The organism is Mesorhizobium sp. B283B1A (genome assembly GCF_020165735.1).
Lineage (GTDB): Bacteria > Pseudomonadota > Alphaproteobacteria > Rhizobiales > Rhizobiaceae > Mesorhizobium > Mesorhizobium opportunistum.
The window spans coordinates 1-17,690 of record NZ_JAIUIQ010000061.1; the positions used below are offsets into that span (position 1 = coordinate 1).

Genomic DNA, 17,690 nt, shown 5'->3' on the forward strand with positions numbered 1-17,690 from the left:
CCGCGCCGGCGGCGCGACCTCCCCCATCAGAGGGGGAGCTAATGGCGCTGGCGCTTTCGCCGTCCTGCAGCAAAACTGCGATCGGTGTGTTGACCTTGACGCCTTCGGTGCCGGCGGCGATCAGGAGCTTTCCAATCGTGCCTTCATCGACGGCTTCGACTTCCATCGTCGCCTTGTCGGTTTCGATCTCGGCGATGACGTCGCCGGCGACGACCTTGTCGCCCTCGTTCTTCAACCATTTGGAAAGATTGCCCTCTTCCATGGTCGGCGAGAGAGCGGGCATGAGAATTTCGATCGGCATGTTCCTCGCCCTCCCTTACAATACGATATCGGTCCAGAGCTCGGACGGATCCGGCTCTGCATCGTTCTGGGCAAACTCGGCGGCGTCGGCGACGACGTCGCGAACCTCCTTGTCGATGGCCTTCAATTCGTCCTCGGTCGCCCACTTCTTCTGCGTCAACCGCGCCTTGACCTGTTCGATCGGGTCATGGTCGGAGCGCATCTTCTGGACTTCTTCCTTGGAGCGGTATTTCGCCGGGTCGGACATCGAGTGACCGCGATAGCGATAGGTCTGCATTTCCAGAATGATCGGCCCGTTGCCGGCACGGCACCATTCGGTCGCCTGGTCGCCGGCGGACTTGACCGCCCGCACATCCATGCCGTCGACTTGGATGCCCGGGATCTTGAATGAAGCGCCGCGATGCGAAAAATTGGTTTCCGCCGACGAGCGCGATACCGAGGTGCCCATGGCGTAACGGTTGTTCTCGATGATGTAGATCACCGGCAGCTTCCACAGCGAGGCCATGTTGAAGCTTTCATAGACCTGGCCCTGGTTGGCGGCGCCATCACCGAAATAAGTCAGCGAGACATTGTTGTTTTCGCGATAGCGGTTGGCGAAGGCGAGGCCCGTGCCCAGAGACACCTGCGCGCCGACAATGCCGTGGCCGCCGTAAAAATGCTTCTCCTTGGAGAACATGTGCATGGAGCCGCCCTTGCCCCTGGAAAGGCCGCCGCGGCGTCCGGTCAGCTCGGCCATGACACCGCGCGGCGAAAGCTCCATCGCCAGCATGTGGCCGTGATCGCGATAGGCGGTGATCATCTGGTCGCCGTCGATCAGAGCCATCTTCATGCCGGTGACGACGGCTTCCTGGCCGATATAGAGATGGCAGAAGCCGCCGATGAAGCCCATGCCGTAGAGCTGGCCGGCCTTTTCCTCGAAGCGGCGGATGAGCAGCATGTGCCGATAGGCGGCAAGCTCTTCGTCCTTGGTGAATTCAGCAGGCTTGGGTGCTGAAAGCCCCGATTTGCCGTCGGATTTCGATTTGGCAGGCGCTATTCTGGCTGCGGTGGCCATGCATCACTCCCTGTTGGCGTCTCTTTGCGGACATTGGAGCTAGAGGAAATCTGCTCCCGGGGAGATCAGCCTCCCCATCGATTTATGGGAGGCTAACACGCGTTACAGCGTTGCGCCATGACGAATTTGCATAGCTGGCATGCGCCTAACCGGTTAAAATCATTGAAAATATTGGTGATTAACTGAAAGTCCGTTATTTGGATGAGGCCGGCAGCATGATGGTGATTTCATCAGGCTGGGACAGGTTGAGCGCTTTGCGCGCCTGCTCGTCGAGCATATCTTTCTCCAGCGTGCCGTCATGCATGAGCCGAACGCGACGCTCCAGCTCCATGCGGCGCGCCTTGACGGCATCGAGCTGCGCTTGCAGCGCGACCGTCTGGGCCTCGAGCTGATATTTCGAATTGATGCCGAATTCACCGTGATAGGCGTGGAAGCCGAAATAGGCCAGGAACACCACGCAAAGCGAAGGGATGATCAGCCGGCCGGTGTTTCTCTGCTTGTGCTGACGCGTCCACATCGCCCGTTCCCTCGCGGCCGCGAACTCAGGCGGCTCACTGTCTTTTTCGCCCGATTGTGCTTAACGGACGGTTACGGACAGCCGCTTTAGCCCTTTGTTTTATGCATGTCGTTCTCCCAAAACCGAGTTCAGTTTTGGGCGACATGCATTAGGACGTGCCCAAATGAAAAAGGGCGGGAATAATCCCGCCCTTTCCCAGATATCGCGGACCCGCGCGTTCCGGATCAGCCCTTAACGACCGACTTGCCGGCGTAGCGCGCCTGCTTGCCGAGCTCTTCCTCGATGCGGATCAGCTGGTTGTACTTGGCCATGCGGTCCGAGCGCGACAGCGAACCCGTCTTGATCTGTCCGCAGTTGGTGGCGACAGCGAGATCGGCGATGGTCGAGTCCTCGGTTTCACCGGAGCGGTGCGACATGACGGCGGTGTAGCCGGCCTTGTGCGCGGTCTCGACGGCGTCGAGCGTTTCCGTCAACGAGCCGATCTGGTTGACCTTGACCAGGATCGAATTGGCAACGCCCATGCGGATGCCGTCGCGCAGCCGCGCCGTATTGGTGACGAACAGGTCGTCGCCGACCAGTTGCGTCTTCTTGCCGATCAGGTCCGTCAGGTACTTCCAGCCTTCCCAGTCGTCCTCGGCAAGGCCGTCCTCGATCGAGATGATCGGATAGTCGGCGGCGAGCTTGGCGAGATACTTGGCCTGTGCCTTGGGATCGCGCGTCTTCTTCTCGCCCTCATAGACGTAATTGCCGTCCTTGAAGAACTCGGTCGCGGCGCAGTCGAGGCCGAGCGCGATCTCCTCGCCCGGCTTGAAGCCGGCTTTCTCGATCGATTCCATGATGAAATCGAGTGCCACCGGCGCGCTCTTCAGGTTCGGGGCAAAGCCGCCCTCGTCGCCGACATTGGTGTTGTGGCCGGCGTCCTTCAGCTTCTTCCTGAGCGTGTGGAAGATTTCCGAGCCCCAGCGCACGCCTTCGCGCAGCGTCGGCGCGCCGATCGGCAGGATCATGAATTCCTGGAAATCGATCGGATTGTCGGCATGCGCGCCGCCGTTGATGATGTTCATCATCGGCACCGGCAGGATGTGCGCCTTGGTCCCGCCGACATAACGGTAGAGCGGCAGGCCGGAGGCATCGGCCGCCGCCTTCGCAACCGCCAGCGACACGCCGAGGATGGCGTTGGCGCCGAGTCGGCTCTTGTTGGGCGTGCCGTCGAGTTCGATCATGGTCTGGTCGATGTGGATCTGGTTTTCGGCTTCCATGCCGCCGATCGCCTCGAACAGCTCGCCATTGACCGCTTCCACGGCCTTGAGCACGCCTTTGCCGAGATAACGGGCGCCGCCGTCGCGCAGTTCGACGGCCTCATGGGCGCCGGTCGATGCGCCAGACGGCACCGCGGCGCGGCCCATCGAGCCGTCTTCGAGCACGACGTCGACCTCGACGGTTGGATTTCCACGGCTGTCCAGGATTTCACGCCCGACAATATCGACGATGGCGGTCATTGCGATGTCCCCGATTGATATGAAGAAAGGTCGCGCCCGTCTTAGCCAAAGCGCCGCAAAAGGCAATCGGGCCATGGCCAAATAGTGCGGCCCGCCTGATTCACGAAGCGCAAATTTCTGTCATCATAAGTCATGCTGTCAGACGCGCGTTTCGAGATATGGTTTCGAAGCGCGGGGCGAAACAGGAGGAGTTTCGCCATGTCCGAGTTGAGCGGTATCGTGAGTTTGTTCCTGATCGCGGCGGCGTTCCTGACGTCGTGCGACAACCAGCAGTCACCGCCAAAGGCAGTCGCGCCTTTGCCGGCCTTGAGCATCAACCAATAGTTCCGAAGGCCCGGTAAGCCCATCAGGCATTGCGTTGAATCGAAAAAGGGCCCCGCCGAAGCGAGGCCCTTTTTGTCACATCAGTGCCAGTATGGCTTGACGTTGTAATACTCGTAGGATGCGTCGCGCGCGCGCTCGCCATCCTCGCCGGTCAATTCATCGATCGAATAGGCGGGCGCTGCTTTCAGCTGTTCCTTGGAGAAGGGCACGACATAGCCGCCCTTGTCCTGATCATAATCGAGACTTGCCCAAGGAATGGCATGATACTTCTCGCCCATGCCGAGAAAGCCGCCAAAACCGATGACTGCGAACATGATGCCGTTCGAGGTCTTGTCGAGCATGACGTCCTCGATGCTGCCGATGCTGTCGCCCGCGGTATTGTAAACTGTCGTGCCGATGACTCGCGAAGCGGCAATGGCTTGGGTGTGGCCTGTTTGAGTTGTCATGATGTGCTCCTCATTGTCGTCAAACTCTGCTTCGACAATGACGGAGGCGGGCGAAAGTTCCCGGGTTTTTACGGTGTCGGCCGATCACTCCGCGAGAATGAAGGTCACCTTCATGTTGACGCGATAGGCAGCAATCTTGCCACCGACGAGAAGCGCCGCCTCAGCGACCCTTGGCGATGCGGTCGAACGCCATCAAACGCTCCAGGAGTGCCGGCATGTCCTTCAGCGGCACCATGTTGGGGCCGTCGGAAGAGGTCGAATTGTCCGGATCCTGGTGGGTCTCGATGAAGACGCCGGCAACGCCGACAGCAACCGCCGCGCGGGCCAAGGTCTCGACGAAACGCCGCTCGCCACCCGAAGACCCGCCCTGCCCGCCCGGCTGCTGCACCGAATGCGTGGCATCGAAGATCACCGGCGCGCCGATCTCAGCCATGATGGGCAGAGCACGCATATCGGACACCAGCGTGTTGTAGCCGAACGAGGCGCCGCGCTCGGTGGTCAAGACGTTGGGGTTGCCGGAACCGGTGATCTTGGCGACCACGTTCTTCATGTCCCAGGGCGCGAGGAACTGCCCCTTCTTGACGTTGATCACCTTGCCGGTTCTGGCGGCGGCGACCAGCATATCGGTCTGGCGCGACAGGAAGGCCGGAATCTGCAACACATCGACATGCGGCGCGACGATGGCACACTGCTCCTCGGTGTGGACATCGGTCAGCACGGGAAGCGAGAATTCCTTGCGCAGTTCGTCGAAGACAGGGAGTGCTGCCTCCATGCCGGCGCCGCGCGTCGCCGACAGCGAGGTGCGGTTGGCCTTGTCGTAACTGGTCTTGTAGACGAGGCCTATGCCGAGCTTGCCGGTCAATTCCTTGAGCGCACCGGCCATGTCGAAAGCATGCTGACGCGATTCAAATTGGCACGGTCCGGCGATCAGCGCCAAGGCCGCGTTGTTGTCGAAAACGACGTTGCCGACGGTTACCGCCGAATTGGGCGCCATCGAATTGGGGGGCTTGTTCATGGGATCTCCCGGAAGATGAAAGCCGCGCCCTGGCCTGATGCCGGCTGCACGACAATATCATTGCCCGCTATATCGTGCGGGACGGCGTTGGCTGCAAGCAGCCTTGAAACGGCATCGGCATCGCGGACCGCAAAGACGACCGCGGCGAACCGAAGTTCGGTGGGCATGCCAGCCGGAATGCCGAAGCGGGCAGTGAAAGACGCGGGATCGAGGACGTTCAAAACTGCATTCGGCAGGCGGAACGCACCCTCCTGCCCAATGGCGGCGGGATCGTCCACCGCCACGGAGATCAGGCGACGCTGCTCGTCAGGTCGGTCGCTGACCGCCACCACTTCCACAATGCCGGTGGCCCCATTGGGGTGGGCCTGCAAGGCCGCGCGATCCACTTTCGGTGCGTTGATCCGCTGGCAGGCAAAAAGAAAAGCATCCTTTGCGCCGCGGCTCGAAGCAAAGGCGAGCTTGAATGACGCGGTATCGCTTTTGCCCGCCGTGTCGGTGAAAGCGCGCGAAAAGCTCAGCGTGTCGCCCGCCGAGAGGCCGGTTTCCACATAGCGCGCGTGGTCGGCATCGGCATTGTCGGTGCCCAGAACCACCGCAGAAAACCCCTCGTCGCCGCGGCTGTCGCGATAGATGCGGTCGCGGGTGACGAAGGCATTGCCCTCGGCGGCCGCGTCAAATGCTATTTGTTCGCTGCCGATCGCGAGCGGCTCCAGATAGGTGCCGTCGGCGAGGAAAACGCAGCAATTCTCCGTTCCAAAGGGATGGATGCCGGTGGGAGCGACGACGAAGCCCAGCGCAGTGAGCCGGGCGCGCGCCATGTCGAGGCTCCGCGTCGGCAGCACCAGATGGTCGAGCGGATGAATTCCGGCGGCTGTGGAACGGGTCATGCAGGCGCGATGTGCATCATTCCGTATAGCCGTTCAAGACGTGATTGCGCGCCCTGGCGCCAGAGCATGGCAAAAACCACCAGAAATGGCCGCCCGCTTTTCTCTTCTGCAGCGAAAGTATTTCACGTAAGGATATCCCCCGCATGGGGGATGCTGCGAATTCCGTCTTGGACGACTGTCGTGACGTCGCGATTCGACGTCGAATGGCGCCCATTGCCCTGCGTGCATGGCTGGAACGACGAATGGCGGGCAACGGCATGCTCAGGATCTTGCGGATCACACCGCATTTCTATCGACCAGGCAACTGGCCGATCGCGTTCGATCCTGTCGGCGGATTGCAGAACCAGACATGGACGATCGCACAAGCCATGGACAAGGCCGGCGCGACCCAGACGGTTCTGACCAGCTACATTCCAGGCAGCCCAAGGCATGTGCGGATATCCGCGACCATGCGGGTGACATGCACAGGCTTCCGGCTGCCCGAGTTCCTGGCCGGGCCGATGCTCTGCTTCAGCTGGTTTCTGGGCGCGATCCCGGAGCTTCTTCGAGCCCGACGCCGCTACGATGTGGTCCACATCCATTTCAACCACTCGGTCTGGTGCAGGATCATCGCCGTCATTGTCGGCAGGCTGAGGATACCCCTCGTCGTTTCGATGAACACGCCGCTCTGGTCCGGGCTCCAGAGTGCGCTTCGGCTCAAGGGCAAATCTTACGACGTCACCCGGTGGCTTGAGCGCCTGGCTTTGAGGTCGGCCGATCGGGTCGTCGTGCTCACCGATACATATGGCAGGAGCGCGGCCTCGGAGCTGGGGCTCGATGCCTCGCGCATCGAGGTGATCCCCGATGCGGTCGATGTCGAAGCGTTCCGCCGTCCAGTCGCACCTGGGTTGCTTCGGGCCTTTCGCCGTGAGCACGGCATCCCGGACGAACGGCCAATCGTCAGCTTTATCGGCCGCATCAGCGGTGAAAAGGGTTGGCAGGACCTGCCCGCGCTCGTCGAGCGCCTGTCAGGGAAAAATGTGTTCCTGCTGATCTGCGGGGACGGTCCCGACCGCCGAAAGCTTGAAGCGGCGCTCGCCGCGATCTCCAGGCCAGGCTGGTGGGCAATCACCGGATTCGTCTCGCCAGCCGAGGTCAAGAAGGCACTCAAGATCTCCGACGTCATGATCCTGCCCTCCCGGCGCGAAGTATTCGGCAGCGTCCTGCTCGAAGCGATGGCGGCGGAAGTACCGGTGGTCGCCTATGGCGTCGGCGGCGTGACCGACGTCGCCGGTCGTCCAGAGGCATTGGCGCTGGTTTCGGAAGGACGGCGCGAAGGGCTCGCCGACCTGACGCTTCGGTTGCTTGCCGATAGCGAGGAAAGGAACACCCTCATCGCGCGAGGGCGTCGGCGCGTGCGGGATTTCTCGCTGGATTCGGCGGTGGCGCTCAACCTTGCCCTTTATGCTTCGGTCCTCGCAGGCTCGGTGAACGGATCACGGCAGCCGGCCGGCGTTCTCACCTTGCAGGAGGACGGCGGCTCGCCGGATGGCGCTTGATCAACTTCGTCACCACGCGCAGCCACGGCTACACCGTTCGCCATCTGATCCGCCAGTTGGGCAACGCACGCCACTGGAGCTACGAGCGCCTCTTTCGGCAGAAGGAGCTGCGCTCCGGCACCTGGGTCTTCACGGATCACGAGCGGCTTTCGCACTTCGAGATCGCATTGGCCGCCGGGGTCGCCAATCGGCTCGAGCGCGGCGGGGCACGTGTTCTCAATCATCCCGCCCGTGTGCTTGGGCGTCATGATTTGCTGAAAGCCCTGCACGCGGCCGGCATCAACTGCTTCTCGGCCTGGCGTTGCGAAAGCCAGCCGCGTCCGAACGCTTTTCCGGTATTCATCCGCAACGAATTCGATCACCTTTCCGCGGACTTCGAGCTGATTGCGGACCAGCCGGCGCTCGAGGCGGCGCTGGGCCGGATGAAAGCGAACGGCATACCGCTGGCCGGCAAGCTGGTGATCGAGTATGCCGGCCAGGAGGTCAGCCCCGGCGTCTGGCAGCGCTTTGCCACCTATCGCGTCGGCGATCGGCTGATCGCCCATCACAAAGTCGTCGATTTCCGCTGGGCGGCCAAGGACGTGCAGGACAAGCAGCGTCTGCTTGCCCATCCCATGTTGGCGACATTCGTCGAAAACGAGCGCCGGTTCGTCGTCGGCAACCTGTATGAAGACGTGCTTCGCAGGGCATTCGACCTCGCCGGCATCGATTATGGGCGCGCCGACTTCTCGCTGGTCGACGGGTGTCCGCAAATCTTCGAGATCAACACCAATCCGGCGCACGGCTCCTACGGCACGATCTATCGGGAAACGCACCCCGAGCGCGTGGAAACCCAGAAGCTTTCGGAAGACAGGCTGTACGCCGCCTTGCGGGACGTGGACCTGCCGGCCGGCGGCCGCATCGGCCTCGACGACCCCGCCCTTCTCCCGCAGCAGGCGTTCAGGAGACTTTTCACCGGGCTGAAGCGTGCTTGACCGCGCCGCGCCAGGACATCCGATCTCGGATCGGCCGATCGTGATCGAGGCGGCCGACAGCTTCGATTTCGGCTCGGTGGAATACCGGCGGCTGTTCTGCGGCGCATCGGCATCGGCCTTCCAACATCCTGACTGGCTCACGGCTTTCTATCGCAACATCGCTCCGGCGCATAGCGCCGAGCCGCTGGTGATCACCGGCCGCGACAGCGACGGCGAACTCCAACTGGTGGTTCCGCTGGTGCGGCGCGGCGATCGGGCGATCGAATATGCCTTCCTGGGCGTCACCGATTACGCCTGTCCGATCGTGGCCAGGGGCGTAACAGTCGGCGTACAAACCAGGCGGCATTTTCGTGATGTCCTTGGGCACCATGCGGATTTGAGAATTGGACCTGTTCATCACAACCATCTGCATCAATGGCACCAGTTGCTGGGCTCCGAGCCGTCTGCGCTCGATTTCGGCGCGCATGCCGTACGCTACGGCTTTCCCTATGCCGAATGGCGCAGGACCAACCTTGGCTGTCGCGGCGCCGGAAGCCTCGACCGCAAGGCGCGCAGGCTTGCCGAAGCTGGCGGGCTGAAGCTGGAGCTGGTCGGGCCCGACAGTGTGCGTCAGGCCCTGGTTGCAGCGCGCGACTTCCGCGCCGGGCGCTTCCCGGATGATCCGATGCAAACGCCGCACGGCCTCGAATTCTACATCGATGTCGCTACGAACGGCGCATGCTCCGGCCTTGCACGAACCTATCGCCTCGCTTCGAAGGATGGTCCGGTCGCTATTGTCTTCGGCTTGGTCGACGGCGACTGCTTTCGCTACATCCTGCTGGCCTGCGACTATCGCGCCCATGCGCGCCATTCTCCGGGCCGCGTGGCGCTTGACCAGGTCATGGCGGCCTGGGCCGCCGAGGGCGGCAAAGCCTTCGATTTCACCATCGGCGACGAACCCTTCAAGGCGGACTTCGGCTGCACCCGCACCACCATGCACGAGTTCCGGCCATGACAGTCCTGCCGACCAATCTTGCGATGGAAGCGGGCCTTGTCGCCACGCCTCGTCTTGCCGTGGTCGTGCCTGCCCGCAATCGCCGTGAAAGCCTGCCGCGCACGCTGGCATCCGTACTTTGCACCGCGCGAACCGATATCGAACTGGTGGTGATAGATGACGGATCGACGGACAGCACCGAAAGCTATCTGGCCTCGCTCGACGATGTGCGCCTGAAATGGCGCCGCATACCGGTGGCAGCCGGTGCCAACCAAGCTCGCAACCAGGGAGCGGCATTGTCCAGTGCACCGCTCATCGCTTTTCTAGATTCGGACGACGCCTTCCGCCCCGGGCGTGTGGACAGGCTGATCACATTCTTCGACGAGAACCCCGACATCGCCTGTACCATCGACGGCTTCAGCGACATTTCGGACCGCGGCGAACGAATACACCGATTGCCCCGCCTTACCCCCGATAGCGAGACACTGCGGCAGCTTCTGCTCTGCCATTGCATTCCGCTGACCAACTCGACCGTCACGGTTCGCCGCGCGGCCTTTGACGCGGTGGGGGGCTACGATCCGGACCTGCGCCGCCATCAGGACCGGGAGTTGCTGCTGCGGCTGGCGAGACAGCATCGCATCGCCTTCGGCACGGCCACCGACGTCCTCAAATACCGGTCGGCGAACTCGATCTCGCGCACCCATGCCGGTTATATCAAGGGGCTGGATGATTTCGTCGGCCGCTGTCCCGATTACCGATCAAGCGGCTACGGGTCGATCCTCAGCTATCTGACGGTGCGCGGCGCGCTGAAAGCAGCCATGCAGGGCCATTTCAGCGTCGTGCTGGCCGAACTGCAGGCCTGGCGGAAGGCCGACAATCTGCCTGGTGGCCTTCATGTGCTGCCTGGCTATTTCAGGGGGCGTCGAAAAAGGCACCAGCTGGAACAGGCCCTGGATCAGCTCCCGGCCACGACGTCGGCGGAATAGCGCAATTCGCGCAAGGGTCTGACCTTGCTGGTGGTCTGCGCGTAGAGCGGGTGCGCCTTGTAGGCGGCCAGCGCCGCGTCGTCAGCGAACTCCGCATAGACGACGACATCGATCTCGTCGGACAGCGGGTCGACCTTGGTGTTGAGGGTTACCTCGAAGAGACTGGAATGGGGAATGTTGCCCAGCGCCAGCAGCCCGGTACGCACCGCCTCCACATCCTCTTTGCGCCGCGCGCTGAAGAAAACGATATGCCGGATCAATCCCGCCTCCTCGATCTGAATGCGGGGTCTTTTGTGACGGCGGTCTCCTCGCGTCAACCGTTCACGGCGCCACGCGTCCATGCGACGCGCCTCGGCCGCCGCACACCCACAAGCGCGGGCTACTGCCTCTGGAAGGTATCAGGCCTTGCCGGTGACATAGCGGACGGCATGATTGAGTTCCCTGACCGAGAGGTCGAGGTAATGGCCCTGATTGTACAGGCCGTCCCAGATCAGGAAGAATGCGATGGCGGCAATGACGATTACATAACGCATGGCTAAAGCTATCGCACAAGCACGGTGTGGACCATAGGCGTTTTGATATGTTCGACATTCACCAGACGAGTGCGCACGTGGCACAGCCCAGCTCGCGGCTTGCCTCTTGAAGTTCCCGGCGATGACGTGGAAGATTGTCGCAGGGATTCACTGGGAAGCGCCGAAGCTCTGGTCGAGCGCGCACGCTTTTGTTCGGATCTGTACGTAGCCGATCCCGGATCAGGCGACGGCGTCCGAACCCGGCGATGAACCGCAAGAAACGGAACCGGCAATTGTCAGCCGGCATCGCGGAAGTCCAGGGGCGGGACATGGGTCACAAGGAACAGTCTGGCACGATGCCTGCCGAAGCGGTCAGGCTCGACGAGTTCAATTTCGCCGAGATCGTCAAGGGCCTGCCGGCCAAGGCGCGCCTGGTGCTGTCGGCGGCGATGAACCTGCCGCGCGGTTCGCTGAAGGTCAGGATGCCGGATGGGCGCTCCGTCCTGGTCGGCGGCAAGGGACCAGGTCCCGATGCCGAACTGGTGCTCAAGAACTGGCGCCTGCCGGGCCGCGCCTTTTCCGGCGGCACGATCGGCGTTGCCGAATCCTACATGGACGGCGACTGGGAAAGCCCTGATGTGACCAGTTTCCTCGAACTGTTCGTGGTCAACTCGGCCCTTGGCGAGAAGGTCGCCGGCGGCGCGAGCTGGCTGATCAATACGGTCCAGCGCATCCGCCACTGGTTCAACGAGAACACACGCACCGGTTCGAAACGCAATATCTCGGCGCATTACGACCTCGGCAACGCCTTCTACAAGGAGTGGCTCGACCCGAGCATGACCTATTCCTCGGGGCTCTATGCCAACGGCGCCAACGATTTGGAGAGCGCGCAGGCCGCCAAATATCGGGCGTTGGCCAAGGATATCGGCATCGGCCGCAAGGATCACGTGCTGGAGATCGGCTGCGGCTGGGGCGGCTTTGCCGAATTCGCCGCGCGCGAGATCGGTTGCCGGGTTACCGGGCTGACCATCAGCCGCGAGCAGCACGACTTCGCCAAGGCGCGCATCGCCAAGGCTGGACTTGCCGACAAGGTCGACATCAAATTGCAGGATTATCGCGACGAAACAGGCACTTACGACCGCATTGCGTCCATCGAAATGTTCGAGGCGGTCGGCGAGAAATACTGGCCGGTGTTCTTCGGCAAGATGAAGGCCTGCCTGAAGCCCGGCGGTACCGCGGGCCTGCAGATCATCACCATCAACGAATCCGCCTATGACACCTATCGTGCCAGGCCGGATTTCATCCAGCGCTATGTGTTCCCGGGCGGCATGCTGCCGACGCCGTCGATCCTGAAAGCGCTCGGCAAGGATCACGGCCTTGCGCATCTGCGCGAGCGCGTGTTTCCCGATGACTATGCGCGCACGCTCGCCGAATGGCGGCAGCGCTTCTGGGTATCGTGGGAGAAGATCGTGCCGCTCGGCTTCGACGATCGCTTCAAGAAACTGTGGGAGTTCTACCTGCATTATTGCGAAGCCGGCTTTCGTGCCAGCTACATCGACGTGCGCCAGGTGGTCTACAAGGCTTAGAGCATTTCACCGTTTCACGGAAACGGAGACCTATCTCTTTGTTTTTACGGAATTCCCAAGGAAAAGCGCCATGCGCTTTTTCCGGCGAAGCGCTTTGAAACTTCCGTCGCCGGGCTCCAAAAGCCGCCGCGCCCCATCTGAGGCCTGAAAAGACGCTGCAATAGGTCACCGCCGACCACGCTAAGCTCTCGACCCACCGTGCTCGATCTGCAGCGGCAGCGGTCATCGCCTTGACGGCTTAGGGCGCACAACAATCTATTGGAGCAGGTGAGCTTGGACCAGGGACGCGAAACCTCAGGAGACGAGAAAAAACACAGGAGATAACGATGACGATTCTTGCTGTTGGCGCTGCCGGCCGATTTGCCGGCAATGTCATCCCGGCTCTCGCCCAGCGCAACGCCCGTGTGCGCGGCCTTGTGCGAAAGCCGGAAGAAATTGCTAAAGTACGAGAGCATGGTGCCGCGGAAACGGTTGTCGGCGACCTTCGGGACCGGGCGAGCTTGGACGCAGCTCTGAAAGATATCGAAGCTGTGTTCTACATCGCGCCTGCGTTCATGGCCGATGAAGCCGAAGTCGGCACAGGCTTGGTCAACGCCGCGATCCGCGCAGGTGTCCGTCGGCTTGTATTCTCGTCTGTCATCCACCCCGTACTTTCCGTGCTGGGCAACCACATAGCGAAAGCCCCGGTCGAGGAAGCGATTCTGACTTCGAAGTTGGAATACACCTTCCTTCACCCATCCCGCTTCTATCAGAATTATGAGGCATTCTGGCCGAAGGTCATCGAAACCGGCGTGCTGGCCGAGCCCTGGTCGGCCGAGACCCGATTCTCTCTCGTAGACTATCGTGATATCGCGGAGGTCGCCGCTATTGCCCTAACCGAGGATCGTCTGCTTTACGGCACATTCGAGCTGTGCGCGCCCGGGTGGCACAATCGTCACGATGTGGTCACTCTATTGGGTGAGGTCCTCGGGCGGGAGATCAGGGAGCGCCGTGATCCAGGTGTGCTCGGCGAAGTTGGTCCAGGTCAAAGGACTATGTTCGAGCATTACGACCACTACAACCTACTCGGTAATCCGCTGACTCTACGCGCGATACTTGGGCATGAACCGCGTTCGCTAAAGGTCTTTTTCGAGGAACTCGCTGCGGGTGCTCGATAACCGCCCGATGCGAGGCCCGGGACAGTCTGTGGCGGCGACAAGCCGATTGCCGCGGTCAAGGCGGCGCTGCCGGACATGCATACACTGAGCCGCACGTCGCTCACGCAGTGCATCGCACGATACGCCGCATTGGGCTGGAGCGGTTATGTCCCGGATGCCTGCCGCCAGGGGACATTGCTCATCCCGATCAATATCGCGAAATGGATGTGGGGTTGGCCCCAACCGGTTTCTCGACCGCATGCAGGCCGTCGATACACAGGTGTACCTGCTCGGCCCTTATTCGGGCGGCGGCTTTTCGGAAGGACTGGACGACCCACAGCTCATCGACCAGTTGCCGGACGGCTATTCCGGCGGCATTTCGACGGATGCGCTGGATCTCGTCATGCCCGTGATCAAGGCGCGCTTCGGGACGCGGCCGTGAGATGGCTCCACGCCGCACATGGCGGCGTGGCCTGGAACGCCTCAAATGGCCGTATCAGAGCAGTATGCGATATCTGGCAAATCCGGCTTCGCCCTCGCCAGCCGGTTCGATCTTCAGCGATTTCACATCGGCGATGAAATCCTTGGCCTTGACGCCGGTCTCGAAGACGACGCTGGTTCCGGGCAGCGGCGCGAAAGACCAGTTGCCGTCGGCCGACGGGTTGAACGTGCCCTCGCTCACGATATAGCGGACGATGACGTCGCGATTGGTGTCCGGCGCCTCGTAGATGATCTTCGAGGCATTGATGTCGGGAAAATTGCCGCCGCCGCCGGCGCGGTAATTGTTGGTGGCGACGACGAATTTCTGATTGGGATCAATTGGTTTGCCACCAAACATCAAGTCGGCGATGCGATTGGCGCCGGCATTCGCGACGCCGCCCTTGGCGTCGTATTTCGGCGGCTGCGACAGGTCGATCTTGTAGGTGACGTCGTCGATGACATCGAAATTGTAGGACGGGAAGTCGGTGTTGATGAGCGCCTGGTCGGCCTTGCCCGGCTCGATCCGGTTGAAGATGCCGGCCGACATTTCCAGCCATTCCTTGACCTCGGCGCCAGTGATTTCGACAGCCCGCACGGTGTTGGGATAGAGATAGAGGTCGGCGACGTTCTTGATGGCGATATCGCCGGCCGGCACGTCGGTATAGTAGTCGGCGCCGTTGCGCCCGCCGGCCTTGAAGTGTGCGGCGGCCGACAGCAGCGGCACATCCTTCCACTGCGTGCTCTTGAGAATGTCCCTGAGGTACCAGGTCTGCGCCTGGCTGACGACCTGCACCGACGGATCGTCGGCGACCAGCGCGAAATAGGAATAGAGCGGCGCGGACGTCTTGCCGACGGGACGGCGCACATAGGCCAGGGTCGCCTGATGGTCCTGTTTGAGTGCGGCGATGACACGCTTGTCGTCGGGAACAGTCGGCTTGTTCTTGTTGTCGACGCGCTCGAAGATCGGCCGCGCCTCGGATGTCGCCGAAACAACCTTCCATTTCGATCCGTCGCGCTCCAGCATCAGGTCGATCAGCCCCATATGCGAGCCCCAGAAACCGCCCATGACGGCGGGTTTGCCCTGCAGCGTGCCTTTTTGCGTGTCGACGCCTTCGAGCGCCTGGAAATCCTTCTTGCCGGGGAACACCAGGTGCTGGTGACCGGTGAACACCGCGTCGATGCCGTCGACGCCGGCGACGAAGAACGAGGCGTTCTCCATCATGTCGCCGTGCTGCACATCAATGCCGGAATGCGAGAGCGCGATGACGATGTCGGCGCCTTCCTCCTTCATCTGCGGCACCCAGGCCTTGGCCGTCTCGACGATGTCGCGCGTCTTGACGTTGCCTTCGAGATTCTTGAGATCCCAGACCATGATCTGCGGCGGCACGAAACCGATGATGCCGATCTTGATCGGGTGCTCGGCGCCCGAACCGTCCTCGATCTTCCTGTCGAGGATCACATAGGGCTTGAGGTAGAGCTTGTCGTTGCGAGGGTTCGCGGCAAGTTGGGTGCCCCGGATCAGGTTTGCGCAGACGAAGGGAAAATTGGCGCCGGCCAGCACCTTGTCCAGGAACGACAGGCCATAGTTGAACTCGTGGTTGCCGAGCGTCGAGCACTCATAGCCGAGCAGGTTCATGCCCTTCATGATCGGATGCAGATCGCCATCCTTCAGGCCCTTCTCATAGGCGATGTAGTCGCCCATCGGGTTGCCCTGCAGCAGGTCGCCATTGTCGATCAGCATCGAATTGACGGCTTCCTTGCGCACCGCGTCGATCAGCGATGCCGTGCGCGACAGGCCCATAGTGTCGTTGGCTTTGTCGGCGTAGTAATCATAAGGCAGCACGTTCACATGGATGTCGGTGGTTTCCATGATCCGAAGATGCGCCTGGTTGGCTTGAGCGCGGGCGGAGAAGGGATGTAGCATGATCAGCGCCCCTGTGGCGGCGGCGCCCGCGAGGAGACCACGACGAGAGACGGGATGGAGCAGCTGCGACATGTTTTCTCCTAGTTCGACGTAACAAGCCCTGCCCCGAAGCGAACTTCGCGCTGAAATCGGCTCAAGTCCATTCAAGAAGTCGCGCGCATTGGAGCGCCAGCCAATCAGCAACAGATGACGCGCGGATGAAGGGAGCAGTGAAGAAATCAGGTCTTGTCGTCGTCGCCCTGGGTGATCAGCCGGGCGCTGCGCTGGCCTGTGGCGTAGATCCATAGCCAGCTCAGGGAAACCGCAAGCCGGTTGCGGAAACCGATCAAAAAATAGATGTGCGCAATTCCCCACAGCCACCAGGCGAGCCAGCCCGTGAGCTTGATCCAGCCGAAATCGATCGCGGCGGCGCGTTTGCCGATCGTCGCCAGATCGCCGGCATGCTTGTAGCGGAAAGGACGCGCTGCCGTGTCACCACCGAGCCTGGCCTTGATGGTGGCCGCAACATGTCGGCCCTCCTGCTTGGCGGAAGGCGCCACGCCGGGTACCGGCCGTCCATCGGGCCGCAGCACAAGCGCGGCGTCGCCGATGACGAAAATCTCGGGGCTGCCGGGCACGCTGAGGCTGCCGGGCACGCTGAGGTCGGGCTCGACGAGCACCCTGCCCGCGCGGTCCGCCTTCGCTCCCAGCCATTCGGCGGCTGGCGAATCGGCAACGCCGGCTGCCCACAGGATCGTTCGGGCCGCCAGCTGCTTGTCGCCAAACACAACACCTTCGGCGTCGCAGCGCGTCACGGCCCGGCCAAGCTCGACGGTCACGCCAAGCCGTTCGAGCGCCTTGCTGGCGTAATCGGAGAGTTTTGGCGCGAAATTGGCCAGGATGCGGTCACCGGCCTCGATCAGCACCACGCGCGTTTGCCGCGTGTCGATGTTGCGGAACTCGCCCCGCAGCGTGTCGTGCGCCAGTTCGACGATGGTACCGGCCAGCTCCACGCCGGTCGGCCCACCGCCAACGATCGCGATGGTCAGCAGCGCCTGGCGTTTGGCGGGATCGGTCTCCCGCTCGGCCTGTTCGAAGGCCAGGAGAATGCGCCGCCGAATGGTGGTGGCGTCCTCCAGCGTCTTCAGGCCTGGAGCGAACGGCTCCCATTCATCGTGGCCGAAATAGGCGTGGCGGGCGCCGGTGGCGAGCACCAGCGTATCGTAGGCGACGGCGCTGCCGTCATCGAGCAGCACGCGCTTGCCGGCGCGGTCGACACCAGTGACATTGGCGAGCAGCGTCGTCACGTCCTTGCGCTTGCGCAGGAGATGGCGGATCGGCCAGGCAACCTCGGAGGTCGCCAGTGCCGTCGTCGCCACCTGGTAGAGCAGCGGCTGGAACAGATGATGGTTGCGCTTGTCGATCATGGTGATGCGCACCGGGGCGCCGGCGAGCGCACCGGTGAATTCGAGGCCGCCGAAACCCGCGCCGACAACGACGACATGATGGCTGGCTTGGCTCATTTCGTTCACCCTGACAGCTAGATTACTAGCCCAGATG

General features: G+C 62.0%; 19 protein-coding genes and 1 pseudogene. 9 read left to right on the forward strand and 11 right to left on the reverse strand.

Translation table 11 applies throughout. From position 1 onward, the window contains the following. The 4 genes from LB577_RS30620 to eno all read right to left on the reverse strand — a co-directional run. Nucleotides 1-301 (reverse strand): biotin/lipoyl-containing protein (locus tag LB577_RS30620; protein ID WP_318013568.1); only part of this gene is annotated, 301 nt, incomplete at its 3' end. A gap of 15 nt (nucleotides 302-316) precedes the next feature. Then, a complete protein-coding gene (gene pdhA, locus LB577_RS30625) occupies nucleotides 317-1,354 on the reverse strand; it encodes a pyruvate dehydrogenase (acetyl-transferring) E1 component subunit alpha (RefSeq protein ID WP_224690149.1) in 1,038 nt (345 codons plus the stop codon). Nucleotides 1,355-1,547: 193 nt separating this feature from the next. After that, a complete protein-coding gene (locus LB577_RS30630; protein ID WP_023768858.1) occupies nucleotides 1,548-1,871 on the reverse strand; it encodes an FtsB family cell division protein in 324 nt (107 codons plus the stop codon). A gap of 224 nt (nucleotides 1,872-2,095) precedes the next feature. Then, complete coding sequence (gene eno, locus LB577_RS30635; RefSeq protein WP_023768859.1) at nucleotides 2,096-3,370, reverse strand: phosphopyruvate hydratase; 1,275 nt, start codon at nucleotides 3,368-3,370, stop codon at nucleotides 2,096-2,098. 198 nt (nucleotides 3,371-3,568) lie between these two features. Here eno and LB577_RS33195 point away from each other — a divergent pair, with 198 nt between their 5' ends. Then, nucleotides 3,569-3,694, forward strand: a complete 126-nt coding sequence (locus LB577_RS33195) for a hypothetical protein (RefSeq protein WP_084018256.1) — start codon at nucleotides 3,569-3,571, stop codon at nucleotides 3,692-3,694. A gap of 80 nt (nucleotides 3,695-3,774) precedes the next feature. Here LB577_RS33195 and LB577_RS30640 read toward each other — a convergent pair whose 3' ends face one another. From LB577_RS30640 to LB577_RS30650, 3 genes are all read right to left on the reverse strand, one after another. Next, nucleotides 3,775-4,140: a PRC-barrel domain-containing protein gene (locus tag LB577_RS30640; RefSeq protein WP_023768861.1), complete on the reverse strand. Its 366-nt coding sequence runs from the start codon at nucleotides 4,138-4,140 to the stop codon at nucleotides 3,775-3,777. Nucleotides 4,141-4,300: 160 nt separating this feature from the next. Next, nucleotides 4,301-5,155: a 3-deoxy-8-phosphooctulonate synthase gene (gene kdsA, locus LB577_RS30645; protein WP_031249678.1), complete on the reverse strand. Its 855-nt coding sequence runs from the start codon at nucleotides 5,153-5,155 to the stop codon at nucleotides 4,301-4,303. Next, nucleotides 5,152-6,042, reverse strand: a complete 891-nt coding sequence (locus tag LB577_RS30650) for a VOC family protein (RefSeq protein WP_023768863.1) — start codon at nucleotides 6,040-6,042, stop codon at nucleotides 5,152-5,154. The genes kdsA and LB577_RS30650 overlap by 4 nt, the downstream gene beginning before the upstream one ends. Before the next feature lie 44 nt (nucleotides 6,043-6,086). Between LB577_RS30650 and LB577_RS30655 the strand changes: the two genes are divergently transcribed. The 4 genes from LB577_RS30655 to LB577_RS30670 are packed head-to-tail and all read left to right on the forward strand — an operon-like array spanning nucleotide 6,087 to nucleotide 10,513. Then, nucleotides 6,087-7,580, forward strand: coding sequence for a glycosyltransferase family 4 protein (locus LB577_RS30655; RefSeq protein ID WP_224690150.1), 1,494 nt, complete (start codon nucleotides 6,087-6,089; stop codon nucleotides 7,578-7,580). After that, nucleotides 7,577-8,554, forward strand: coding sequence for a hypothetical protein (locus LB577_RS30660; RefSeq protein ID WP_224690151.1), 978 nt, complete (start codon nucleotides 7,577-7,579; stop codon nucleotides 8,552-8,554). The genes LB577_RS30655 and LB577_RS30660 overlap by 4 nt, the downstream gene beginning before the upstream one ends. Then, entirely contained in the window at nucleotides 8,547-9,548 is a 1,002-nt protein-coding gene (locus LB577_RS33355) for a GNAT family N-acetyltransferase (RefSeq protein ID WP_224690153.1), read from the forward strand. Before LB577_RS30660 ends, LB577_RS33355 begins: the two co-directional genes overlap by 8 nt. After that, a complete protein-coding gene (locus tag LB577_RS30670) occupies nucleotides 9,545-10,513 on the forward strand; it encodes a glycosyltransferase family 2 protein (protein WP_224690154.1) in 969 nt (322 codons plus the stop codon). The genes LB577_RS33355 and LB577_RS30670 overlap by 4 nt, the downstream gene beginning before the upstream one ends. Here LB577_RS30670 and LB577_RS30675 read toward each other — a convergent pair. Beyond that, complete coding sequence (locus LB577_RS30675) at nucleotides 10,483-10,773, reverse strand: Dabb family protein (protein WP_023768868.1); 291 nt, start codon at nucleotides 10,771-10,773, stop codon at nucleotides 10,483-10,485. The two genes, LB577_RS30670 and LB577_RS30675, sit on opposite strands and share 31 nt — an antisense overlap. 138 nt (nucleotides 10,774-10,911) lie before the next feature. Further along, on the reverse strand, nucleotides 10,912-11,046 hold the full coding sequence (locus LB577_RS33205) for a hypothetical protein (protein ID WP_023768869.1): 135 nt from the start codon (nucleotides 11,044-11,046) through the stop codon (nucleotides 10,912-10,914). A gap of 94 nt (nucleotides 11,047-11,140) precedes the next feature. On the opposite strand from LB577_RS33205, the pseudogene LB577_RS33575 reads away from it, so the two are divergent. The 4 genes and pseudogenes from LB577_RS33575 to LB577_RS30690 all read left to right on the forward strand — a co-directional run. Continuing rightward, nucleotides 11,141-11,254 (forward strand): annotated as a pseudogene (locus tag LB577_RS33575) (hypothetical protein); the annotation flags it as partial. A 100-nt stretch (nucleotides 11,255-11,354) separates the two neighbouring features. Beyond that, nucleotides 11,355-12,611, forward strand: a complete 1,257-nt coding sequence (locus LB577_RS30680) for an SAM-dependent methyltransferase (protein ID WP_031249682.1) — start codon at nucleotides 11,355-11,357, stop codon at nucleotides 12,609-12,611. Nucleotides 12,612-12,937: 326 nt separating this feature from the next. After that, nucleotides 12,938-13,768, forward strand: a complete 831-nt coding sequence (locus tag LB577_RS30685) for an NmrA family NAD(P)-binding protein (RefSeq protein WP_224690155.1) — start codon at nucleotides 12,938-12,940, stop codon at nucleotides 13,766-13,768. 238 nt (nucleotides 13,769-14,006) lie between these two features. Then, nucleotides 14,007-14,189 carry a hypothetical protein gene (locus tag LB577_RS30690; RefSeq protein WP_224690156.1) on the forward strand — a complete coding sequence of 61 codons (183 nt, stop codon included), beginning with the start codon at nucleotides 14,007-14,009 and terminating at the stop codon, nucleotides 14,187-14,189. Between the two features lie 54 nt (nucleotides 14,190-14,243). Here the strand turns inward: LB577_RS30690 and LB577_RS30695 are convergent, their stop codons facing one another. Both LB577_RS30695 and LB577_RS30700 read right to left on the reverse strand, forming a co-directional pair. Next, nucleotides 14,244-16,223 carry a bifunctional 2',3'-cyclic-nucleotide 2'-phosphodiesterase/3'-nucleotidase gene (locus LB577_RS30695; protein ID WP_224690157.1) on the reverse strand — a complete coding sequence of 660 codons (1,980 nt, stop codon included), beginning with the start codon at nucleotides 16,221-16,223 and terminating at the stop codon, nucleotides 14,244-14,246. A 146-nt stretch (nucleotides 16,224-16,369) separates the two neighbouring features. Beyond that, a complete protein-coding gene (locus LB577_RS30700; protein ID WP_224690158.1) occupies nucleotides 16,370-17,653 on the reverse strand; it encodes an NAD(P)/FAD-dependent oxidoreductase in 1,284 nt (427 codons plus the stop codon). Nucleotides 17,654-17,690: the final 37 nt, after the last annotated feature.

What these genes read in the sequence shown, in the direction of transcription:
- pdhA (WP_224690149.1), bottom strand. Translation starts at nt 1,354, where the DNA reads ATGGCCACCGCAGCCAGAATAGCGCCTGCCAAATCGAAATCCGACGGC.
- LB577_RS30630 (WP_023768858.1), bottom strand. Translation starts at nt 1,871, where the DNA reads ATGTGGACGCGTCAGCACAAGCAGAGAAACACCGGCCGGCTGATCATC.
- eno (WP_023768859.1), bottom strand. Translation starts at nt 3,370, where the DNA reads ATGACCGCCATCGTCGATATTGTCGGGCGTGAAATCCTGGACAGCCGT.
- LB577_RS33195 (WP_084018256.1), top strand. Translation starts at nt 3,569, where the DNA reads ATGTCCGAGTTGAGCGGTATCGTGAGTTTGTTCCTGATCGCGGCGGCG.
- LB577_RS30640 (WP_023768861.1), bottom strand. Translation starts at nt 4,140, where the DNA reads ATGACAACTCAAACAGGCCACACCCAAGCCATTGCCGCTTCGCGAGTC.
- kdsA (WP_031249678.1), bottom strand. Translation starts at nt 5,155, where the DNA reads ATGAACAAGCCCCCCAATTCGATGGCGCCCAATTCGGCGGTAACCGTC.
- LB577_RS30650 (WP_023768863.1), bottom strand. Translation starts at nt 6,042, where the DNA reads ATGACCCGTTCCACAGCCGCCGGAATTCATCCGCTCGACCATCTGGTG.
- LB577_RS30670 (WP_224690154.1), top strand. Translation starts at nt 9,545, where the DNA reads ATGACAGTCCTGCCGACCAATCTTGCGATGGAAGCGGGCCTTGTCGCC.
- LB577_RS33205 (WP_023768869.1), bottom strand. Translation starts at nt 11,046, where the DNA reads ATGCGTTATGTAATCGTCATTGCCGCCATCGCATTCTTCCTGATCTGG.
- LB577_RS30680 (WP_031249682.1), top strand. Translation starts at nt 11,355, where the DNA reads ATGGGTCACAAGGAACAGTCTGGCACGATGCCTGCCGAAGCGGTCAGG.
- LB577_RS30685 (WP_224690155.1), top strand. Translation starts at nt 12,938, where the DNA reads ATGACGATTCTTGCTGTTGGCGCTGCCGGCCGATTTGCCGGCAATGTC.
- LB577_RS30690 (WP_224690156.1), top strand. Translation starts at nt 14,007, where the DNA reads ATGCAGGCCGTCGATACACAGGTGTACCTGCTCGGCCCTTATTCGGGC.
- LB577_RS30695 (WP_224690157.1), bottom strand. Translation starts at nt 16,223, where the DNA reads ATGTCGCAGCTGCTCCATCCCGTCTCTCGTCGTGGTCTCCTCGCGGGC.
- LB577_RS30700 (WP_224690158.1), bottom strand. Translation starts at nt 17,653, where the DNA reads ATGAGCCAAGCCAGCCATCATGTCGTCGTTGTCGGCGCGGGTTTCGGC.